Here is a 15,145-nt window from a genome sequence, read left to right as displayed (position 1 = left end):
CACGTTGCTCACCGGATCGTCAGCTGTCCGCCGTCGACGTTCCACGCCTGCCCGGTGACCCAGGCGGCCTGGTCGCTGGCGAGGAACACCGCTGCCGCGGCCACCTCCCACGGCTCGCCGGTCCTGCCGAGCGGGAGGTTGGCACCGACGTACGCCTGCCACGTCTCGGGATCCCGGTCGGCGATCCGGCCGGTCTCGGTCACGCCCGGGCACAGCGCGTTGACCCGGATGCCGTGGCTGCCGAGCTCCTTGGCGGCCGACGACGTCAGCGACTGCACGCCCGCCTTGGACGCGGAGTACGCGCCGGTGCGGGCCCCGCTGAGCTTCCCGCCGATCGACGAGATGTTGATGATGCTGCCGCCGTCGCCCTGCGCGACCAGCTGCCGCCCGAAGACCTGGGTCATCAGGAAGGTGCCGCGCAGGTTGACCGCGATCACCCGGTCGAACGCCTCGACGGACAGCTCGGTCAGCGGGACCCGGTCCTCACCCCGGGACGCGGCGGCGTTGTTGACGACGACGTCCACGCGGCCGAGCTCGGCGAGCGTCAGGTCCAGCAGCCGGCGTACGTCATCGGGGTCGGCGACGTCGCACACGACCGGCAGCGCCCGGCGCCCGAGCGCACGCACCTCGTCGGCGACCGAGGCGATGTCGTTCCACCCGGCGGCGATCTCGTCGGCGGGCCGGTCCTCGGGACGCCTGCCGGAGCCGGTGACGACGACGTCGCAGCCGGCCCGGGCCAGCTCGACGGCGAGCGCGCGCCCGATCGAGCGCATCCGCCCGGCGCCGGTGACGACGGCGACCTTGCCGGCCAGGCCGGTCAGCTCGTAGGCCACGGGATCTCCTGGAGCTCGATGAACAGGCCCCGCGCGTCGACAGTGCGCTCGCCATCCACGTCGATCCACGACTCGGCGAGGATCTTGCGGCCGGTGGTCTCGACGATCCGTGCGCCGAGGTCGACGGTGACGTCGAGGGGCGTGCGGGAGCGGTAGGTCAGCTCGAGGCTGGCGGTCATCGCCCGCCTGCCGGTCGACTGCACCAGGGTGCCGAGCATGCAGTCCATCAGGTGGGCGATGAAGCCGCCGTGCACCGAGTGCGGCGGACCCTCGTAGAGGGCGTTCGGGACGGTCGTGGCCCGGACGGTGTCCCCGTCGAAGTGGAGGTCGAGCGGGAAGGTCTCCGGGTTGGTCCGGCCCAGCGACCACGCCCGGCCCGCCTGACGAGCCTCCCGCGGCCCGTCGAAGCCGGTGCGCATCGCCCGCGGACGCGACCTGCGCCCGAGCGCCGCGCTCAGCTCGTCCATCCGGGCGCGGGCCGCGCGCAGCTCGTCGGCGCCGACGTCGGTGGTCGCGGCGGCGAGCATCAGCCGCCGGGTGGCCTCCGTGAGCTCGGCCACGTCCTCGCTGAGGTCGCCGGTGTCGTGGGTGGTGTCGGGGGTCAGTGTCATGGTCAGACCCGCTCGATGATCGCGCCGGTGACCTGGGCGCCGCCGGCACAGATGGCCACCATCGCCAGCTGCTGGTCGCGGCGCTCGAGCTCGTCGAGGACGGACGCGATCAGCCGGACGCCGGTCGAGCCGACCGGGTGACCGAGCGCTATCGCGCCGCCGTTGACGTTGAGCCGGTCCTCGTCGACTCCGTGTGCGCGGGCGAACGACAGCGGCACCGAGGCGAAGGCCTCGTTGACCTCGAACAGGTCGATGTCGCCGATCGTCATGCCGGTGCGCTCCAGCAGCCGCTCCCCCGCCCGGACCGGGCCGTCGAGCAGGTACTGCGGCTCCGCCCCCAGCAGGGTCTGGGCGACGATCCGCCCGCGCGGGCGCAGGCCCTCGGCCCGCGCCCGCTCCTCCGACATCAGCATCGCTGCGGTCGCGCCGTCGGAGATCTGCGAGGCCGTGCCTGCCGTGTGCAGGCCGCCCTCGCGGATCGTCTTCAGTCCGGCCAGGGCCTCGAGGCTGGTGTCCCGCAGGCCCTCGTCGCGGGTCACGACGGTGCCGTCGGGCAGCTTCACCTCGATCACCTGGTTGGCGAACCGGCCGGAGTCCCACGCCGCGCGGGCGCGCTGCTGCGACCGGAGGCCGAAGGCATCGAGGTCGGCGCGGGTCAGGCCACGACGCTCGGCAATCCGGTCGGCGGCCTCGTACTGCGCCGGCAGGTCGACGGTCCAGTCGTCGGGCCGGGGGCGGCCGACCGTGCCGTCGCCGAGGTTCGCCAGCAGGGGCACCCGCGACATGGCCTCGACGCCGCACGCGATGCCGGCGTCGACGTACCCGGCCGCGATCTGGGCCGCGACCAGGTGGACGGCCTGCTGGGCCGAGCCGCACTGGGCGTCGATGGTGGTCGAGCCGATGTCGTCGGGGAAGCCCTGGTGCAACCAGGCGAACCGGACGACGTTGCCGGACTGCTCGCCGGCCTGGGTGACGCAGCCGCCGATGACCTCGCCGATGCTGGCGGGGTCCACGCCGGTGCGCTCGAGGATCCCGCGCTGGGCGCGGCCGAGCAGGTCGACGGCGTGCAGACCGGACAGCGCGCCACCACGGCGGCCGTAGGGCGTGCGGATCGCGTCGACGATGACGGGTCGGGACATGGGGTCTCCTGGTCGCTGGGTGGTCAGGCCGGCGCGCCGATGCGCGGGGCGGTGGGCAGCACGTCGCCGAGCTCGGCGGCGATGGCGTCGCCGCTGCCGAGCGAGAAGGCGACCTGGCGGCCCCACAGGAAGTACCGGTGAATCGGGTAGTCGATGTCGGCACCGATGCCGCCGTGCAGGTGCTGCCCGGCGAGCACGACGCGCAGCCCGCCGACCGAGGCCCACCACTTGGCGACCAGGCTGGCCGACTCCGCGGCCTCCTCGTCGCCCTGGTCGAGCAGCCACGCGGCCTTGAGCGTCGTCAGCCGGATCGCCTCGGTGTCGAGGTAGGCGTCGGTCGCCCGCACGGCGACGGCCTGGTTGGTCGACAGCGGCCGGCCGAACTGCACGCGCTCGGAGGTGTAGGCAGCAGTGATCCGCAGGTCCTCCTCGCAGACGCCCAGCGCGACCGCGGCGAGCGCGATCCGCAGCCGGCGCCGGGTCCACGCGACGACCGCCGCACCGTCGGCGGGCAGCAGGTCCTCCTCGGTGAGGACGACGTCCTCGAAGGCGACCGCGCCCGCGCTCTCGTTGCTGGTCGCCGCGACCGGGACCACGCTCACCCCTGCCCGGTCGACGGGGACGACCGCCACCCGCAGGCCGCCGTCCTCCACCGCAACGGGTACGACGATCGCCGCGGCCACCGGCGCCGCCGGCACCTGCGGCAGCTCGCCGCTGACCCGCAGCCCGCCCTCCACCCGTAGCCCGGTCAGCCGGGCGACCTCGCCTGGAGCGGCGTCGAAGGCACCGGTGACGATCGTCTCGCCCTCGACGATCGGCCCGAGCCAGCGCTCGACCTGCGCTGCCGAGCCGAACTCGGCGAGCGGCAGCGCCGCGCCGGCGACGACCGACCACAGCGGCACGGGCGCGACGTGGCGGCCCTGCTGCTGCAGCACGGCGACCAGGCCGCCCGTGCCGAGCCCGGCGCCACCCTTGTCCTCGGGGACGGCGATGCCGATCAGGCCGGAGGAGGCGAGCACCTCCCACAGCTTCGCGTCGAAGCCGCCGTGGTTGCGCTCGACGTCGACGACGCGCTCCACCTGGGCGAGGTCACCGAGGATCTGCGCGGCGAGGTCGTGGACCTCGGCGTGGTCCTCCTGCATCTCGAAGTCCATGCTCACTGTCCGTCCTTCTGGTTCCGGGGGTTCTCCTTGCGGCGGGCACCGAGCGTCATGCCGAGCGTCTTGGCCGCGACGATCTCGCGCATGACCTCGTTGGTGCCGCCACCGAAGGTGTTGTTCTGGGCGCGCCGGCCGAGAGACTCGACCCGGCCCTCGAGCGCCGCACCGGGCGAGCCCGGTCGGAGCAGGCCGGCGGCGCCGAGCACCTGCTGCAGGCGGCCGTAGGCGGTCACGACGGCCTCGGTGCCGAAGATCTTGGCGGCCGCCGAGTCGCCGCCGCCGAGGGTGTTCGTGGCGACGTCGGAGACCAGGCGCAGGCTCATCAGGTCGGCCGCGCTGAGCAGGGCGTAGACCTCGGCGAGGGCGCTGCGCACCCACGGGACGTCGTACAGCGTGCCGGTGCCGAGCTTCTCGGCCTGGGCCCAGGCCAGCACCTCGTCGTACATCTGGTTGGCGATGCCACCACGGGCGGCCAGCGCGACCCGCTCGTGGTTGAGCTGGCTGGTCATCAGCTTCCAGCCCTGGTTGAGCTCGCCGACCACGTTGCTCAGCGGCACGCGGACGTCCTCGTAGTAGGTGGCCGACGTGCTGATCCCGCCGACGGTGTGGATCTCCGTGACCGAGAAGCCGGGGCTGCTGGTCGGGACCAGCACGACCGAGATCCCCTGGTGGCGCGGTGCGTCGGGGTCGGTGCGGACCGCGAGCCAGACCCAGTCGGCGAAGACGCCGGCGCTGGTGAAGATCTTGTTGCCGTTGATGACCAGCTCGTCGCCGTCGATCCGGGCGCGGGTCTGCAGGCTGGCAAGGTCGGTCCCGGCGCCGGGCTCGGTGTAGCCGATGGCGAACATCAGATCGCCGAGCAGGATCTTCGGGAGGAAGAAGTCCTTCTGCTCCTGCGAGCCGTGCTTCATCAGCGTCGGCGCGACGGTGTTGAGGGTGACCAGCGACAGCGGGGCGCCGGCGCGCAGCGCCTCGTCGTAGAAGACGTAGAGCGCCTCGGGGTCCTCGCCGCGGCCGCCGTACTCCTCCGGGAAGCCGAGGCCGAGCCAGCCGTCCTTGCCCATCTGGCGCAGGACCCGGTCGAACACCGGCCCGCCCTCGGTCTGCTCGGCCAGGGCCGCGCGGTCCTCGTCGTTGATCGTGGCGGCGAAGTAGGCGCGCAGCTCGGCGCGCAGTGCCTTGGAGCTGTCGGAGAGCTCTGGGTACATGGCTTGCTTCCTTGGTGGGTGGGGATGTCAGCGCGGGAGCCGGAGCACCCGGCGCGCGATCACGTTGAGCTGGATCTCGATGGTTCCGCCGCCGACGAGCACAGCCGGCAGGCCGAGGTGGTCGATGACGGGATCGGTGGTGTGCTTGCCGGTCGGGGGTACGGCGACCAGCGCGTCGCGTCCCAGGACGCGGAGCAGGTCGCGGGAGTTGTCGCGCTGGGCGATGGCGTTGCAGACCTTCTGCACGCTGATCTCGGCGCCCAGATCGAGGCCGTCGATCCGGGCGAGGACGTTGCGCAGGTTGAGCGCGGACAGCGCCATCTCGCGGCCGACACAGCGGCCGAGCACCTCGACGACGGCGTCGCGGGATGCCTCGTGGGCGCCGGAGGCGAGCACCGCGCGGACCAGGTCGCTGGAGCCGTGGCTGAGCCGGGCGCCCATGCTGAGGCGCTCGTTGGCGAGGGTGGTGACGGCGAGCCGCCAGCCCGCGCCGGGCTCGGCGACGAGGCACTCGTCGGGCACGAAGACGTCGTCGAGGAAGACCTCGTTGAACTCCGAGAGCCCGGTCGCCTGGCGCAGCGGCCGGACGTCGACACCCTCGCTGCGCATGTCGACGAGGAAGTAGGAGATGCCCGCGTGCTTGGGGGCGTCCGGGTCGGTGCGTGCCAGGCACACGCCCCAGTCGGCCTCGGCGGCCATCGAGTTCCAGACCTTCTGGCCGCTGAGCACCCACCCGCCGTCGACCTTGCGGGCGCGGGTCGACAGGCCGGCGAGGTCGGAGCCGGCGCCCGGCTCGGAGAACAGCTGGCACCAGAAGACCTCGCCGCGCAGGGTCGGGTCGACGAACCGCTGCTGCTGGGCGGGGGTTCCGTGGAGCAGCAGTGTGGGCAGCACCCACTCGCCGATCACGGTCGAGGGCTGGGCGAGCGCGCGGCGGGCGAACTCCTGGGCGATCACCGCCTGCGCCTCCGGGCCGGCCGCACGCCCCCAGGGCTGGGGGTAGTGCGGCGCGACGAGGCGGGCGTCGGCGAGGTGCTCCTGGCGGCGGCCGCCCCGTGAGGGCGCCCACCCGGCGGCCGGTACGCCGTCGTCGGGGATCTCGAGCGCGGCGTCGAGGACCGTGGCCAGCTCGGCGCGCAGCTCGGGCAGGGCGTCATCGGCGACGAAGCCGAAGTCCCGCTCGGCATCGAGCGCCGCCGCACCGAGGCGGGCCGCCCAGGTCGACTCCTCGCCGAAGGCGGCGGAGAGGCTGACCGCGCGGCGCCAGTAGAGGTGGGCGTCGTGCTCCCAGGTGAAGCCGATGCCGCCGAAGAGCAGCACGGCCTCGGCCGCGACGTCGACCGCCGCGGGCAGCGCGGTGAGGCCGACCTGGGCAGCGGCGAGGCGCTGCTGGACCGGAGCGTCGTCGGCCGCGCGGGCCGCGTCCCACGCGGCGGCGCCGATCATCTCGGCCTTCACCAGCAGCAGGGCGGCCTTGTGCTGCACCGCCTGGAAGCTGCCGACCGGGACGCCGAACTGCTCGCGGGTGGAGACGTACGCGACGACCGCGTCGACGAACCAGCGAGCGACGCCCGCAGCGTCGGCGGCGAGCAGGGCGGCGGTGTCCAGCTCCACCTGCTCGGCGGCGGGCGCGGGCAGCAGCTCCGCGGTCGTCACGCTGCGGCCGTCGAGGACGAGCCGGCCGACCGCACGGGAGAGGTCGGTGGCCGGCTCGCCGACGACCTCGCCGGCGGCAGGCGTCAGGACGCACCACACCGGCTCGCCGGTGGCCGTGGTCGCGCGGACCACGACGAGGTCGGCACCGGGCAGACCGAGGACAGGACGGGTGCTGCCGTGCAGGATCCAGCTGCCGTCGTACGGCGTCGCGGTGATGCCGTCGCCGTCGGACAGGGCACCGGTGGCGCCCTCGGCGAAGCGCTGCAGCACGACGCTGCGGACCGGGCTCGCCGGTACTGCCGCGACGACCGCGCTGGCGAGGACGGTGCTCAGGAAGGGGCCGGGGTGCAGCGCGCGGCCGAGCTGTTCGGCGACGACAGCGAGCTCGACGAGACCGGCGCCCGCGCCGCCGTCCTCCTCGGGCAGGTGGATGGCGTGCAGGCCCTGCTGGACGAGGCCGTCCCAGGCCTCGGGGCGCTTGCCGGCGGCGAGGTCGTCGAGCCGGGCGCGGGTCGCCTCGATCGGTGCGGCGCGACGGGCCCAGGCGGCAACGGAGTCGGCGAGGTCGCGGTGGTCGTCGGTGAGGGCGAGTGCCATGTCAGAGCCGTTCGATCAGGAGGCAGGTGGTGGCGGCGGACGCGCAGATCGCGACCATCGCGACCTGGGCGTCGCGGCGCTCGAGCTCGGCGAGGGCGGTCGCGATCAACCGGATGCCGGTGGCGCCCGCGGGGTGGCCGAGCGCGATGGCGCCACCGTTGGGGTTGAGCCGGTCCTCGTCGACGCCGTGGACCTGCGCGAAGGACATCGGCACCGACGCGAACGCCTCGTTGACCTCGAACACGTCGACGTCGCCGATCGTCATGCCGGCGCGGGCGAGCACCTTCGCGGCGGCCTCGATCGGGGCGTCGAGCATGTACTCCAGGTCGCCGCCCATCACGCACTGGTTGAGCAGCCGCGCCTTCGGCTCCAGACCGAGCTCGTCGGCCTTCGCCTGCGACATGAGCAGCGCGGCGCTGGCGCCGTCGGAGACCTGCGAGGACGAGCCGGCGGTGTGCAGGCCGCCGTCCTTGACCGGCTTCAACCGGGCCAGGCCCTCCATCGAGGACTCGCGCAGGCCCTGGTCGCGGGTCACGCCGGCAACCGGGATCACCTGGTCGTCGAAGAAGCCGGCGTCCCAGGCGGCAGCGGCGCGCTGCTGGGAGCGCAGGCCGAAGGCGTCGAGGTCCTCGCGGGTCAGTCCCCGGCGTACGGCTATGCGGTCGGCGGCCGTGTACTGGTCGGGGTTGTCCACCGACCAGCTCTCCGGGCGCGGTGTGCCGAGTCCGGTGCCGACCTTGTAGGTCAGCGGGACCCGCGACATCAGCTCGACGCCGCAGGCCAGGCCGACCTCGAGCGAGCCGATCGCGATCTGGCCGGCGACCAGGTTGACCGCCTGGGCGGCGGTGCCGCACTGGGCGTCGATGGTCGTCGTACCGGTCGCGGTGGGCAGTCCGGCGTGCACCCAGGAGGTGCGAGTGATGTTGCCGAACTGCTCGCCGATCGGCGTCACACAGCCACCGATGGCCTGCTCGACGAGTGCGGGGTCGATGCCGGTGCGGTCGAGGACGCCGCGCTGGGCGTGGCCGAGCAGCTCCGCAGCGTGCACGCCGGACAGCCAGCCGTCGCGCTTGCCGAACGGCGTGCGCGCGGCGTCGACGATGACGGGACTCATGCGGGTGCTCCTTCGAGGGGGTGGACGGTGAGGCCCCAGTCGCGGATCAGGTCGAGGCTGACGGTCGTGCGGCCGGTGACGTCGGCCGGGCAGTCGCACAGTGCGAGCACGGCCTCGACCATCTCCGTCAGCGACTCGACCTGGTCGGGGCGGATCGTGTCGCCGACGAGCAGGGACGCGCCCTCGCTGAGGACGGCGGCCCGCGGCTGCACGGTGTTGACCCGGATGCCGGTGCCGTGGAGCTCGGCGCCGAGTCCGTTGGTGATCCGGTTGAGCGCCGCCTTGGAGGCGGCGTACACCGCGAGGTCGGTGCCGGGCTCGACCAGCTCGAACGGCGGTCCGTCGAAGTGGCGGGCGGAGGCGCTGGAGACGTTGACGATCCAGCCCTCCCCTGCGGCGCGCATGCCCGGGAGCACGGCCTGGACGAGGTCGAGCGGCGCGTGCACGTTGACCTCGAAGGTCAGCCGCCGCCGGCGCAGCGGGAAGTCGGCCAGCGGCTGGTAGATCGCGGCCGCCGCGTTGTTGACCAGGATGTCGACGGTGCCGCCGAGCAGCTCCTCGGCGGCCGGCACGATCCCGTCCCTGCTCTCCTCGTCGGCCAGGTCGGCGACGTACGACGCCACCCGGGTGCCGTACGACGCCAGCCGGGTCGTCACCTCGGCGAGGCTGCCGTCGAGGCGGCTGCCGCCGGGCTCGGCCGTGCGGGCGACGAGGACGACGTCGGCGCCCTCGGCGGCCAGCCGCTCGGCGACGCCGGCACCGATGCCGCGGCTGGCACCGGTCACCAGTGCCCTGCGTCCCACCAATCGCTTGGTCATCGCAACCCGGCTCAGCGGTCCGCGGCGAGGACGAGCGCGGAGTGCGGGACCGGCGATCCGCCGGTGACCAGCACGTTGTCGAGCGTCTTGGTGGGCTGGTTGACGGAGCTGCCGCGGATCAGGCGCACTCCCTCCGCGATGCCGTTGACGCCGTGGATGTAGCCCTCGCCGAGCTGGCCGCCGTTGGTGTTGACCGGGAGCCGGCCGTCGACCTCGAGGTTGCCGTCGGCGATGAAGTGCCGGGCCTCGCCGCGGCCGCAGAAGCCGTACTCCTCGAGCTGCAGCAGCACCATCGGCGTGAAGGCGTCGTACAGGATCGCGGCATCGATGTCGTCGGGTCCGATCCCCGCCTGGCGCCACAGCTGCTGCGCGACGAGCTCGACCTCGGGCATCGCGTCGATGTCGTCGCGGTAGTAGCTGCTCATCGAGATCTGCTGCGGGCCGACGCCCTGCGCGGCGCCGGTGATGACTGCCGGCGGGTGCGGCAGGTCGCGGGCCCGCTCGGTGCTGACGATGACCAGGGCCTGGCCGCCGTCGCTCTCCTGGCAGCAGTCGAGCAGGCGCAGCGGGTCGGCGATCATCCGCGAGGCCTGGTGCTCCTCGATCGTGATCGGCCGCTCGAAGAACCAGGCCTTCGGGTTGGTCGCCGCGTGCTTGCGGGAGAGCACCGAGATCTGGCCGAAGTCGGCGCTGGTGGCGCCGTACTTCTCCATGTAGAGCCGCGCGAGGAAGGCCTCCTGCTGGGCCGGCGTGAGCAGGCCGTAGGGGTTGATCCAGTTGCGGTACTCCTGGTCGGTGTTCTGGTTGTAGGCGAACGGCGGCGGGCCCTGGCCGAAGCGGTGGCCGGAGCGCTCGTTGAACGCGCGGTAGACCACGACGACGTCGGCGACGCCCGACGTCACCGCGAGCGCGGCCTGCTGCACCGGGGCGCAGGCACCGCCGCCGCCGTGCGGGATCCGGCTGAAGAACGTGAGCTCCGGGATGCCGAGCGCGCGGGCGACGGCGATCTCCGGGTTGGTCTCCATCGTGAACAGCGCGAACCCGTCGACCTCCTCGGCACCGATCTGCGCGTCCTCGAGCGCGGCGAGCACGGCCTCGCACGCCAGCTGCCACTCACTGCGCCCGGAGTTCTTGGAGAACTCGGTCGCGCCGATGCCGGCGATCGCGGCGCCGCCGGAGAAGGTCGTGCTCACTGGTTTCCTCCGCTGGGGTTGTCGAGGGTGACGGTGGCGGTGACGTGCGCACCGCGGGCGTTGCGGCCGGCGATCCTCAGCGTCACGGCGGCGTCGGTGACCTCGGCGACCTCGCCGGAGAAGGTCATGGTGTCGCCGGGGAAGTTCGGTACGCCGAGGCGCAGCGCCACCTTGCGGATCCGGGTCGCCGGGCCGAACAGGTCGGTCACGTAGCGGTCCAGGAACCCGTTGGTGGAGTTGATCGACATGAAGATGTCGGGGGTGCCGCGGTCGGTCGCCTTGCCGGGGTCGTGGTGCACGTCCTCGAAGTCCTGGCTGGCGATCGCGGTCGCGACGATGGTGGTCCGGTCGAGCGGCAGCGCCAGCTCGGGCAGGACGTCGCCGGCCTTCATCGGGCACCGTCCTTCGCGCCGGCCGGGCGCAGCTGCGGAAGCACCTCGCCGTGGGCGTGCTCGGCGAAGCCGACCTCCAGCTCGAGGCCGCGGCGCAGGTCGGCGTGGTCGACGCCGCTGATGTCGGCGACCAGCCGGGTGCCCTCCTCGAGGTCGACCAGGCCGACCGCGAGCGGGTAGGTGAACGCCGGGTCCTGCGGGTGGTGGACCACGGTCCAGCTGTGCAGCGTGGCTCGTCTCGTCGACTCGACCGTGTCCCACGCGAAGGAGCGGCACGACGGGCAGGCCGGGCCGGGTGGGTGGCGCAGGGTCTGGCAGTCGGTGCAGCGCTGGATCTCCAGCCGGCCCTCGCGGGCGGCGGTGAAGAAGAACTCGTTGTCCTGGGTGACCGTCAGGCCGGGTACGGCGGTGCGCCGCTCCGGGGTGGCGTCGCTCATGCCGCGGGCTCCTTGGGTGCGTCCTTGGTGGTGGGGTCGAAGCGGAGGATCACGAACTTCTCGTCGACGAGGAGCTGGTCGGCCTGGTCGACGTACCGCTTGCGGAGCGTGATGAAGCAGCCGTTGCCGAGGCCGGTGCGCTTGACCGGGGAGATGTCCTCGATCGTGAAGTGGCAGGTGACCCGGGTGCCGGGCGTCAGCTCGCGGACGTACTCCTGCTCCTGCGCCGTCGCGACCACGGAGGTGAAGCCGTGCTCGTCGAGCAGGGCCAGCAGTCGCGAGTAGGCGTGGTCCTCCTGGACGCCCTCGGCCCGCAGCGCCTGGACCTGCCGCCAGCGGCGGTAGCCCTGCATCACCCAGGTGGTGACCATCGCCGGCGGGCAGATCACGTCGTCACGGCCGGTCGCGCGTGCGGCCTCCGGGTCGACGTACACGGGGTTGAGGTCGTCATGGGCCTCGACCCAGTTGCGGATCATCGCCTCGTTGACGGCGTACCGGGCCACGCGGGGCGGCTCGGCCACCTCGCCGACGAACTCCCCGAACCGGGCCTCGAGCTCCTGCATCGACCTTCCTCCGCCACATCGCGCCCTCTTGAGCAAGCGCTTGGTTAAAGACCGTGGGACCGGCCCCTTCTGCTCGCTCACGATGTCGGCCCCGGGCGGTCCGGCGCGAACGGCACTCCCGCTGAGCGGGCACGACTCCCCCGCGTTCCGGCCAGCCGGAAAGAATCCGGGACGACCCGACCAGGAGGAACCCCATGCGCACGACCACCGGGCGGCGTACCGAGATCATGGAGGTCGCCGCGGCGATGTTCGCCGAGCGCGGCATCGGCGCGACCACGGTCCGCGAGATCGGCGAGTCGGCCGGCGTGCTCTCCGGCAGCCTCTACCACCACTTCACGTCGAAGGACGAGATCGTGCGCGAGGTCCTCGCCGACTTCATGGACCAGATCGAGCGGGCCTTCTCCGCCGTCGCGGCGTCCTCGACCTCACCCGAGCAGACCGTGCGCGGCCTGGTCCGCGCCACCCTCGAGTGCGTCGACAGCCACCCGCACGCGACCCGGATCTACCAGCGCGACCGGGCGTACCTGCGCACGCACGGCCTGCTCGACGCGATCGACAGCAAGTCGCGCGCCGTACGCCGGCACTGGCGGTCCGCGATCGACGCCGGCATCGCGGCCGGTGACTTCCGCGCCGACGTACCGGGCGACGTGTTCTACCGGTCGCTGCGCGACACGCTGTGGGGCACCATGCACTGGCCCAACCGGTCGTCGTGGTCCACCGAGGAGTTCGCCGACCTGATGGCGTCGATGTTCCTCGGCGGGTTCCGGGCCTGAGGCCGTCGAGCTCAGGCCAGCCCGAACATCACCCTCGGCGAGACCGGCACTCCCCCGCCCGGCTCGGCGATGCCGTACTCGGCAGCCAGCTCGGCGGTCACGACCGTCGTACCTGTGCGCTCGTGGACCGCCGCGTCCGCGGCGAGCGCGGCGAGCACACGGCCCTGAAGCTCGGGCGTCTCCGCGTCGGAGACGGGAACGCCGGCGATGGACTCCAGGCCGCTGGCGAGCAGCTGCTCGGTGCGGACCAGGCCGGGCCACAGCGAGAGCACCGTGACGCCGGTGGCACCCAGCTCGAGCGCCATGTCCTGGGTCATCTTGTCGAGGCCGGCCTTGGCGACGCCGTACAGCGTGGAGTGCAGGTAGGCCCGGGCGCCGACGGAGGAGACGTTGACGACCAGCCCGCTCCCCTGGGTGACCAGGAGAGGTGCGGCGGCATGGGTGGCGACGAAGTGCGCGCGGAGACCCAGCCCGACCAGGCTGTCCCAGTCGTCGAGGGGGCGCTCCCAGAACCGCTCGGGGCGCGCGTGGTTCATCCGCGGCCCGGCCCAGACGTTGTTGACCAGCAGGTCCAGTCGGCCGTGCTCCTGCGCGACGCCACGGACCAGCGCGGCGACCTCGACGTCGTCCTCGTGGTGGCAGGTACGGGCGCTGCCACGGCCGCCGGCAGCGTCGATGCGCGCCACCGTCCCGGCGAGCCGGTCCTCGTCCCGCCCGGAGACGACGACGGTCCAGCCGGCCTCGGCGAGACCGACCGCGATGCCCTGGCCGACGCCCTTGCTGCCGCCCGTGACGAGGGCGACCCGATCGGCGCTCACAGCAGCGACCCGCTCACCGTGAAGCCCTCGGCAAGCGGCTGCTCGAGGGTCCACAGGGTGGTCACGGCGGAGCGGGCGATGCGCCACTCGCCGTCCTCGAGGGCGTAGGCGTCGTCGTACTCGATCGCGCTGACCCGCTCCACCTCCGCGACCAGGTCGACCTGCCGGAAGCGCAGCGTCCATCGGCCGGTTGCCTCGGTGGCGCTGAGCACCTCGATGTCGGCGTTCAGGGCGTGGTGCATGTCGAGGACGGCGTACCTGCCCTCGACCTTGCGCAGTGCGATGCCCTCGAAGACCCCGACCAGCGCGTCGGCACCCACGAACCGGCCGATCCGCTCGCCGTAGTCGAGCACGGCGCCGTCGGCGACGAAGGCGGCGCGGAACCCGGCGGGGTCCTTGGCGTCGCAGGCGCGCAGGTAGCGGTGCTTGAGCGCCTTGATCGCCGCCACGGCCTCGAGCCGGGCCACGCGGTCGGCGAGGGGTTCCTGGACATCCATGCCCGCACTCTGGCGGAGTCCGGCCCGCCGTGGGAAGCAGCCTTCTGCTGGCCGGGAGCGACGGCCCCGCCGCGAGGCGTGCCGGCAGTAGCATCCCGGCGTGAGCAACGAGGTCCTCATCGCCGTCGAAGAGCTGCTCCCCGGGATCGCCGAGCGGGCGTCCGCCGCCGAGGACGCGCGGCGGATCCCGGACGAGACGATGGCCGAGCTGGTCGGGGCGGGCGTGTTCCGGATGCTCCAGCCGAGCCGGTACGGCGGCCGCGAGGGCGACCCGCTCGAGTTCTACGAGGTCGTGCGGGCGATCGCCGGTGCCTGCGGTTCGACGGGCTGGGTCGCGGGCGTCGTCGGCTGCCACCCGTGGCAGGTCGCGCAGTACCCCGACGCGGCCCAGCGGGAGGTCTGGGGCGCCGATCCCGACACGCTGGTCGCGTCGTCGTACGCCCCCGTCGGGACGATCACCCGGGTCAAGGGCGGCTTCCGACTGAGCGGGCACTGGAGCTTCTCGTCGGGGTGCGACCACGCGGCGTGGGCGACCCTCGGCGGCCTGCTGGTCGACGCCGACGGACGGCCGCAGGACTTCATGACCATGCTGCTGCCGCGCGCGGACTACACGATCGTCGACGTCTGGGACGCGATGGGCCTGCGCGGCTCGGGCAGCAACGACATCGTCGTGGACGACGTGCTCGTGCCCGACCACCGGGCGTTGCGCAACTACGAGCAGCACCAGCTGCAGGCGCCGGGCCGCGCCGTCAACACCGGCCCGCTCTACGCGATGCCCTTCGGCACGATCTTCCCGATGGCGATCACGGCCCCTGTGATCGGCATCGTCGCCGGCGCCCACGACGGCTACATGGCGGCGATGCGCGACCGGGTCCGGCTCAGCCTCGGCGGCGGCCGGTTCGCCGAGGACCCGCACGCCCACGTCACGGTCGCCCGCGCCGCCTCCGAGATCGACGCCGCGATCCTGCAGACCGAGCGCAGCGTCCGCGACGTCTACGCGTGCGCCGTGCGGGGCGAGGAGATCCCCATGGACTGGCGGTTCCGGGCCCGCCGCGACCAGGTCACCGCGACCGAGCGGGCGCTTGCTGCGGTCGACGCGCTCTTCAAGACCGCCGGTGGCTCCTCGCTGCGCCGAGGCAACCCGATCGAGCGGGCCTGGCGCGACGCCCACGCCGGCGGCGTCCACGTCGCGAACGACGTGGAGCGCGCGCTGACGATGTACGGACGCCACGCCTTCGGCCTCGACGTGGAGGACACGCTCGTCTGAACGGCGAGCTCGTCGAGTAAGCCTGAGTTCGTCGAGTAGCCCGAGCCGCTAGGCGAGGGCGTATCGAGA

16 protein-coding genes are annotated in these 15,145 nt (G+C 73.1%); 2 read left to right on the top strand and 14 right to left on the bottom strand.

All coding sequences use genetic code 11. The annotated features are described in order from the left end of the window. Positions 1 to 8 precede the first annotated feature (8 nt). From ACZYRU_RS17930 to ACZYRU_RS17875, 12 genes are read right to left on the bottom strand one after another with little or no spacing between them, the layout of a single operon-like run. Positions 9 to 833 carry an SDR family NAD(P)-dependent oxidoreductase gene (locus ACZYRU_RS17930; protein WP_488958448.1) on the bottom strand — a complete coding sequence of 275 codons (825 nt, stop codon included), beginning with the start codon at positions 831 to 833 and terminating at the stop codon, positions 9 to 11. Further along, complete coding sequence (locus tag ACZYRU_RS17925; protein ID WP_488958447.1) at positions 818 to 1,444, bottom strand: PaaI family thioesterase; 627 nt, start codon at positions 1,442 to 1,444, stop codon at positions 818 to 820. The genes ACZYRU_RS17930 and ACZYRU_RS17925 overlap by 16 nt, the downstream gene beginning before the upstream one ends. A gap of 2 nt (positions 1,445 to 1,446) precedes the next feature. Next, positions 1,447 to 2,583 (bottom strand): steroid 3-ketoacyl-CoA thiolase, encoded by a 1,137-nt coding sequence (locus tag ACZYRU_RS17920; protein WP_488958446.1) that lies wholly within the window; start codon positions 2,581 to 2,583, stop codon positions 1,447 to 1,449. Positions 2,584 to 2,606: 23 nt separating this feature from the next. Next, positions 2,607 to 3,737: an acyl-CoA dehydrogenase family protein gene (locus ACZYRU_RS17915; RefSeq protein WP_488958660.1), complete on the bottom strand. Its 1,131-nt coding sequence runs from the start codon at positions 3,735 to 3,737 to the stop codon at positions 2,607 to 2,609. A gap of 2 nt (positions 3,738 to 3,739) precedes the next feature. Beyond that, positions 3,740 to 4,951 (bottom strand): acyl-CoA dehydrogenase family protein, encoded by a 1,212-nt coding sequence (locus ACZYRU_RS17910; protein ID WP_488958445.1) that lies wholly within the window; start codon positions 4,949 to 4,951, stop codon positions 3,740 to 3,742. A 27-nt stretch (positions 4,952 to 4,978) separates the two neighbouring features. Next, positions 4,979 to 7,204 carry an acyl-CoA dehydrogenase family protein gene (locus ACZYRU_RS17905; RefSeq protein ID WP_488958444.1) on the bottom strand — a complete coding sequence of 742 codons (2,226 nt, stop codon included), beginning with the start codon at positions 7,202 to 7,204 and terminating at the stop codon, positions 4,979 to 4,981. Position 7,205: 1 nt separating this feature from the next. After that, complete coding sequence (locus tag ACZYRU_RS17900; RefSeq protein WP_488958443.1) at positions 7,206 to 8,318, bottom strand: steroid 3-ketoacyl-CoA thiolase; 1,113 nt, start codon at positions 8,316 to 8,318, stop codon at positions 7,206 to 7,208. Then, positions 8,315 to 9,136, bottom strand: coding sequence for an SDR family NAD(P)-dependent oxidoreductase (locus ACZYRU_RS17895; protein ID WP_488958442.1), 822 nt, complete (start codon positions 9,134 to 9,136; stop codon positions 8,315 to 8,317). The genes ACZYRU_RS17900 and ACZYRU_RS17895 overlap by 4 nt, the downstream gene beginning before the upstream one ends. A gap of 11 nt (positions 9,137 to 9,147) precedes the next feature. After that, a complete protein-coding gene (locus tag ACZYRU_RS17890) occupies positions 9,148 to 10,329 on the bottom strand; it encodes a lipid-transfer protein (RefSeq protein WP_488958441.1) in 1,182 nt (393 codons plus the stop codon). Then, positions 10,326 to 10,721: a hotdog family protein gene (locus ACZYRU_RS17885; protein ID WP_488958440.1), complete on the bottom strand. Its 396-nt coding sequence runs from the start codon at positions 10,719 to 10,721 to the stop codon at positions 10,326 to 10,328. The genes ACZYRU_RS17890 and ACZYRU_RS17885 overlap by 4 nt, the downstream gene beginning before the upstream one ends. Further along, positions 10,718 to 11,158, bottom strand: a complete 441-nt coding sequence (locus ACZYRU_RS17880) for a Zn-ribbon domain-containing OB-fold protein (RefSeq protein ID WP_488958439.1) — start codon at positions 11,156 to 11,158, stop codon at positions 10,718 to 10,720. The genes ACZYRU_RS17885 and ACZYRU_RS17880 overlap by 4 nt, the downstream gene beginning before the upstream one ends. Then, positions 11,155 to 11,721 (bottom strand): FAS1-like dehydratase domain-containing protein, encoded by a 567-nt coding sequence (locus tag ACZYRU_RS17875; RefSeq protein ID WP_488958438.1) that lies wholly within the window; start codon positions 11,719 to 11,721, stop codon positions 11,155 to 11,157. Before ACZYRU_RS17875 ends, ACZYRU_RS17880 begins: the two co-directional genes overlap by 4 nt. Before the next feature lie 194 nt (positions 11,722 to 11,915). Between ACZYRU_RS17875 and ACZYRU_RS17870 the strand changes: the two genes are divergently transcribed. Then, complete coding sequence (locus tag ACZYRU_RS17870; protein WP_488958437.1) at positions 11,916 to 12,494, top strand: TetR/AcrR family transcriptional regulator; 579 nt, start codon at positions 11,916 to 11,918, stop codon at positions 12,492 to 12,494. 11 nt (positions 12,495 to 12,505) lie between these two features. Here ACZYRU_RS17870 and ACZYRU_RS17865 read toward each other — a convergent pair whose 3' ends face one another. Together ACZYRU_RS17865 and ACZYRU_RS17860 are read right to left on the bottom strand one after the other, a co-directional pair. Further along, positions 12,506 to 13,312, bottom strand: coding sequence for an SDR family NAD(P)-dependent oxidoreductase (locus ACZYRU_RS17865; RefSeq protein ID WP_488958436.1), 807 nt, complete (start codon positions 13,310 to 13,312; stop codon positions 12,506 to 12,508). After that, positions 13,309 to 13,809 (bottom strand): nuclear transport factor 2 family protein, encoded by a 501-nt coding sequence (locus tag ACZYRU_RS17860; protein WP_488958435.1) that lies wholly within the window; start codon positions 13,807 to 13,809, stop codon positions 13,309 to 13,311. Before ACZYRU_RS17860 ends, ACZYRU_RS17865 begins: the two co-directional genes overlap by 4 nt. 100 nt (positions 13,810 to 13,909) lie before the next feature. Between ACZYRU_RS17860 and hsaA the strand changes: the two genes are divergently transcribed. Continuing rightward, entirely contained in the window at positions 13,910 to 15,076 is a 1,167-nt protein-coding gene (hsaA, locus tag ACZYRU_RS17855; protein WP_488958434.1) for a 3-hydroxy-9,10-secoandrosta-1,3,5(10)-triene-9,17-dione monooxygenase oxygenase subunit, read from the top strand. Positions 15,077 to 15,145: the final 69 nt, after the last annotated feature.

The sequence above is a fragment of the Nocardioides sp. F233 genome (genome assembly GCF_057813895.1).
Note: the sequence above shows the minus strand (reverse complement) of the source record. Positions and strands in the feature narration are given on the sequence as shown.

What these genes read in the sequence shown, in the direction of transcription:
- ACZYRU_RS17925 (WP_488958447.1), bottom strand. Translation starts at nt 1,444, where the DNA reads ATGACACTGACCCCCGACACCACCCACGACACCGGCGACCTCAGCGAG.
- ACZYRU_RS17920 (WP_488958446.1), bottom strand. Translation starts at nt 2,583, where the DNA reads ATGTCCCGACCCGTCATCGTCGACGCGATCCGCACGCCCTACGGCCGC.
- ACZYRU_RS17915 (WP_488958660.1), bottom strand. Translation starts at nt 3,737, where the DNA reads ATGGACTTCGAGATGCAGGAGGACCACGCCGAGGTCCACGACCTCGCC.
- ACZYRU_RS17910 (WP_488958445.1), bottom strand. Translation starts at nt 4,951, where the DNA reads ATGTACCCAGAGCTCTCCGACAGCTCCAAGGCACTGCGCGCCGAGCTG.
- ACZYRU_RS17905 (WP_488958444.1), bottom strand. Translation starts at nt 7,204, where the DNA reads ATGGCACTCGCCCTCACCGACGACCACCGCGACCTCGCCGACTCCGTT.
- ACZYRU_RS17900 (WP_488958443.1), bottom strand. Translation starts at nt 8,318, where the DNA reads ATGAGTCCCGTCATCGTCGACGCCGCGCGCACGCCGTTCGGCAAGCGC.
- ACZYRU_RS17895 (WP_488958442.1), bottom strand. Translation starts at nt 9,136, where the DNA reads ATGACCAAGCGATTGGTGGGACGCAGGGCACTGGTGACCGGTGCCAGC.
- ACZYRU_RS17885 (WP_488958440.1), bottom strand. Translation starts at nt 10,721, where the DNA reads ATGAAGGCCGGCGACGTCCTGCCCGAGCTGGCGCTGCCGCTCGACCGG.
- ACZYRU_RS17880 (WP_488958439.1), bottom strand. Translation starts at nt 11,158, where the DNA reads ATGAGCGACGCCACCCCGGAGCGGCGCACCGCCGTACCCGGCCTGACG.
- ACZYRU_RS17875 (WP_488958438.1), bottom strand. Translation starts at nt 11,721, where the DNA reads ATGCAGGAGCTCGAGGCCCGGTTCGGGGAGTTCGTCGGCGAGGTGGCC.
- ACZYRU_RS17870 (WP_488958437.1), top strand. Translation starts at nt 11,916, where the DNA reads ATGCGCACGACCACCGGGCGGCGTACCGAGATCATGGAGGTCGCCGCG.
- ACZYRU_RS17860 (WP_488958435.1), bottom strand. Translation starts at nt 13,809, where the DNA reads ATGGATGTCCAGGAACCCCTCGCCGACCGCGTGGCCCGGCTCGAGGCC.